Raw genomic sequence first — 3,986 nt, 5'->3', positions numbered from 1 at the left:
GCGAGCGCGACCCGCCCCAGCTCGTCTCCCCCGGTCCGCGGAGGATGCGCGCGAGGGCGAGGTCCGGCGCCCGGTAGGCGTCCGCCACCAGCCGGAAGCCGCGGGCGGACGGTGCGGTGGCGAAGCCGCGCCCGCCGAGCCAGGCGGCCGCGCTCGCACCCCCGAGGCCCACTCTCCGCTCGAGCACCACCGGGTCGCTCCGCAGCATGCGCCCACCCCTCCCCTGTCGGCCTTCGACCCGTCCTCCGTACACAACCACACCCGTGTTATCCGCGCCGAACGGACGACAATGCGACCGCTCGTGACGAGAATCCGTCCGATCGCCGCCGCGCCCTCGATCTGACGCCGCCTCTCGGTGACGATCGGTCAGATCCACCCGTCGGCTGCGGAGAAGAACCCGACACGCGCAGGCGGGCCGGTCGCCCTCCCGGGCGGCCGGACGGAGCCCTCGTCTGCGTCGCCGCATCGCCGGCGCCGACACGACACCGCGAACCGGACGGACCACCGTCCTCTAGGAGACATCCATGTCACACACCCCTCAGCTCGACGAGACATCGACGGACGCCCTGTCCGGGGCTGCGCGCGAGGCGACCTCCCGCCGGACGATCGTCCGCGGAGCCGTCTGGGCCGCGCCGGTCGTGGCGGCCACGATCGCCGCCCCGCTCGCGGCGGCGTCGACCGTCCCGACCGACCCGCAGGTCGACCTGGCGACGACGGTGCGGCGCCCGACCGAGGCCCCCGACGGTGCGGTCTCGGGCGGCGGGACCTTTAACGGCAATCCGATGTACAAGGGCTACCGGGACCTGACGTTCGTCACGACCTACCGCAACAACGGGCCCGACACGGTGCCCGCCGGCTCCGTCATCGGCTTCGGCCTGGCGTTCGCCGGCTACTGGGACTCGCTCGCGGTGCAGGAGAACCCCGCCTCGATCCCGCTGACCGACCTCGGCATCGACACCAGCGCGACCACCAAACTCGAGGAGGATCCCAACGTCTCGGTCAACATCAAGTGGTGGTCCCAGCGCGTGGAGAAGCCGCTCGCTCCGGGAGAGGTCTTCAACCTGACCTACAAGGCCCAGCTCCGGGATCGTCCGTCGAACCCGTCGGGTGTGGGCTTCCCGAAGTACGGCTCGCTCTCGTTGCGGTCGCGGTCGCGCATCATGGTGGGGTCGTCGGGCGCCGTCGACTCGAACGCCGAGAACAATCGCGACGTCAGCGACCGGTATTTCGCGATCGACAACACCGCCAGCTCCCGCGGCTAGCCCCTCCCCGCACAGCACGGCTCCTCCTCTCGGCGGGTCGACCCCCTCGGGTCGGCCCGCCTCCGTCGTGCGGCCGTGACGAGTGCGGATCCGTGCCTCGACCCACGCGGAGCCGCCGCTCCGATCAGTCCGCGCCGCTGCGCACGACCGCGGTCCGGCGGGTGTCGATCACGATCACCGAGCCGAGGACGATCAGGGCGAGCGACACCGAGGCGAGCGTGTCGGTCAGCCAGTGGTAGCCGAGGTAGAGCCGGGCGACGATCTGGCCGGCGATCATCCCGAGCGAGAGCGCGAACCCGCCGATCATCCAGCTCCGGGAGGAGCGACGGGAGGCGAGCAGGAACGTGGTGATCAGGAAGAAGTCGCTCACGCCGGTGACGTGGCCGGAGGGGAACGAGAAGGTGCCGTCGGGCCCGAGCAGCATGTACTCGACCGGCGGGCGCATCCGCATCACGAGGTGCGCGGCCAGCTGCACGCTGAGCATCCCCACGAGCATGCCGCCAGCCAGGAGGATCGGCCGCCAGAGATGCCGCGCGAGCACGAACCAGAGCACGAGCACGGCCAGGATGATGACCGGCAGGTAGACCGGCCCGAAGACGGTGGCGAGCGCGTCCATCACGACCGTGCCCTCGGCGGAGCGCTTCTCTCGGAACCACTCGGCCACGACCGGGTCGAGGACGGTGAGACCGGTGCCGCTCGCGACCTGCGCGGTGAACGCCGCGAAGAGGACGACGCCGACGCCGATCAGGACGGAGCCGACCCGGTCGAGGCCGCGGCGCGCCTCCGGGGCCATCACGCGCTCCTCGACGAGGAAGCGCTGGTGGAAGCGGGCGCGGCGCGAGAGGGCGGGGGTGCTCATCCGCTCACCCTAGGGCTGCGGAGGAGCCGCCGACCGGGCCGTTCGCTCAGCGACCTGCCGCGAAGTGCGTCTGGATCTGCTCCGGCGTGAGGACCGTCGAGTACACCGCGGCGTAGCGCAGGCTCCCGCCGAAGTACGACGAGCCGACGTTCGGCCACTGGCCGCCGAGGCTGTCGTACCCGATCTTCCAGGTGCCCGTCGTGTTCTCGGCCGTGCGGTAGCTGCTGTTGGAGGCGACCTTCACACCGTCGACCCACAGCGCGACGCCCGCCGTCGGCGAGAGCGTGGAGACGACGTGGTGCCAGAGCCCGTCGTTGACGGCGCGGGGGCTCGTGATCGTCTGCGCGGCGCCGTTGTAGACGCCGAAGACGAGCTTGCCGTCGGCGCCGATGTAGGTGTGGCGGTCGTACTGGCCACCGGGAGCGGTGGCTCCCGCGCTGAAGCTGAAGAGCTTGCCGCCGGCGTTCGTGGTCTTGAACCAGATCTCGGTACTGAAGGTGCCGGGGTTCCTGAGCTCCAGCGGCGTGCTCAGGTACTGGTTGGTGCCGTTCGGCGTCCAGGAGCCGCCCGCGTCGCGCGGGCAGGCCTTGGGCGTCGCGGCGGAGCTGACCATCGCGGTCGGGAAGAGGCTGGTGGAGCGGTAGGTGCCCGGGTACTGGCCGGAGTCCGTGTCGGGCGCGGTCGTCGATCCGCTCGGCTGCGCGAGCGTGTAGGCGAAGAGCGCGGCTCCGCGGTCGGCGGCGAGGGCGCCGTCGCAGGTGAAGAACGCGGCGGCGCTGCCGACTGTGTTTGTCGAGTTCACGATCGATGCGGTGTACGCGCCCGAGGTGGCGGGGGCGGTGAGCAGCACGGCGGTCAGGGCGGCGGCGGCGAGGGCGGCGGCGACCGCCCGTGGCCGGGCGAGGAGGGTGCGCAGCCGCGCGGCCGGCGAGGCGGCGGAGAGGCGGTGCCGGCTCATGCCGTCTCCTCCTCGCGGGCGGCGCGGCGGCCTCGCTCGGCGGTCCGCTCCGGCTCGCCGGGGAGGCCGACGAAGACCGTGTAGAGCACCGGGATCGCGCAGAGCAGGACGAAGAGGACCCAGCCCCAGAACGGCAGGTGCAGAGCGGAGGAGAGCGCGTAGGCGTCTCCGTCGTGCGCCGGGATCCGCAGGCGGCCGACCTGTCCGGAGACCAGGTCGACCGGGTCGGCGCCCTCGGCGCTCACGCGGATGGGGAGGACGCCCGTCGAGACGAGCGTGGCGTTCGTCGTGCCGCTGTCGACCGTGGCCTCGAGGACGACGATGCCGACGAGCGGTCGCAGCACGAAGACGGTGACGGACGCGACGAGCGAGAGGCCGAGGATCCGCATCGACGCCCGCTGGGTGGGCGAGGCGATGAAGCGGGTGAGCAGCTGCACGAGGACGGCGCCGATGATCAGCAGCGGCAGGCCGCGCACGAGCCAGCCGAGCACCGGCAGCGCCGTGGTGACGACTCCGATGAGCTGGTCCTGGCCGGTGGCCCACGGATCGACGGCGCCGTTGATGTCGCCCCGGGTGCGGAGCGTGCCGTCGTCCGCGATCTCGACGACCCGGTGGGTGTAGGTCTCGTCGGGCGTGGTGGTGGGGTGGAAGCTGACCGCGTCGCCGACCCGGACGTCCTCGAGGGCCGTCGGCTCGGTGAGGACGAGGGTGCCGACCGGGGCGGCCGTGCCCATGGAGGGCGTCTGCACGATGAACCAGCGTCCGCCGGACGCGTGGAACAGGAGCGCCGCCGCGACCAGGACGGCCAGCAGGGCGGTGGTCGCCACGATCAGGGCGGTGCGGAGGAGGGACCGGCGGGGACGGTCGGTGCGGGGACGGGCCGGCGGGGCGGGCGACTCGGGCGTCG

5 protein-coding genes are annotated in these 3,986 nt (G+C 72.5%); 1 reads left to right on the top strand and 4 read right to left on the bottom strand.

Annotation, left to right across the window (positions count from 1 at the left end; translation table 11 throughout):
- Window positions 1–208: hypothetical protein (locus C5C24_RS17235; RefSeq protein ID WP_146082663.1), on the bottom strand; the 208-nt coding region annotated here is incomplete at its 3' end.
- A 316-nt stretch (window positions 209–524) separates the two neighbouring features.
- On the opposite strand from C5C24_RS17235, the gene C5C24_RS17230 reads away from it, so the two are divergent.
- Complete coding sequence (locus tag C5C24_RS17230; protein WP_104277797.1) at window positions 525–1,262, top strand: hypothetical protein; 738 nt, start codon at window positions 525–527, stop codon at window positions 1,260–1,262.
- A 124-nt stretch (window positions 1,263–1,386) separates the two neighbouring features.
- On the opposite strand, the gene C5C24_RS17225 is transcribed toward C5C24_RS17230, so the two are convergent.
- The 3 genes from C5C24_RS17225 to C5C24_RS18135 form a co-directional block, all read right to left on the bottom strand.
- The gene (locus C5C24_RS17225; protein ID WP_104277796.1) at window positions 1,387–2,121 is read right to left on the bottom strand and encodes a phosphatase PAP2 family protein; all 735 of its coding nucleotides are present in this window, start codon (window positions 2,119–2,121) and stop codon (window positions 1,387–1,389) included.
- 46 nt (window positions 2,122–2,167) lie between these two features.
- Entirely contained in the window at window positions 2,168–3,079 is a 912-nt protein-coding gene (locus tag C5C24_RS17220) for a LamG domain-containing protein (RefSeq protein WP_104305552.1), read from the bottom strand.
- Window positions 3,076–3,986 (bottom strand): S26 family signal peptidase (locus tag C5C24_RS18135; protein WP_104305551.1); only part of this gene is annotated, 911 nt, incomplete at its 5' end. The genes C5C24_RS17220 and C5C24_RS18135, both read right to left, overlap by 4 nt.

The organism is Rathayibacter sp. AY2B3 (assembly GCF_002931755.1).
In the GTDB taxonomy this organism is placed as follows: Bacteria; Actinomycetota; Actinomycetes; order Actinomycetales; family Microbacteriaceae; genus Rathayibacter.
Note: the sequence above shows the minus strand (reverse complement) of the source record. Positions and strands in the feature narration are given on the sequence as shown.

Excerpts from the sequence above, each read along its gene's own strand:
- C5C24_RS17230 (WP_104277797.1), top strand. The coding sequence starts at position 525 with ATGTCACACACCCCTCAGCTCGACGAGACATCGACGGACGCCCTGTCC.
- C5C24_RS17225 (WP_104277796.1), bottom strand. The coding sequence starts at position 2,121 with ATGAGCACCCCCGCCCTCTCGCGCCGCGCCCGCTTCCACCAGCGCTTC.
- C5C24_RS17220 (WP_104305552.1), bottom strand. The coding sequence starts at position 3,079 with ATGAGCCGGCACCGCCTCTCCGCCGCCTCGCCGGCCGCGCGGCTGCGC.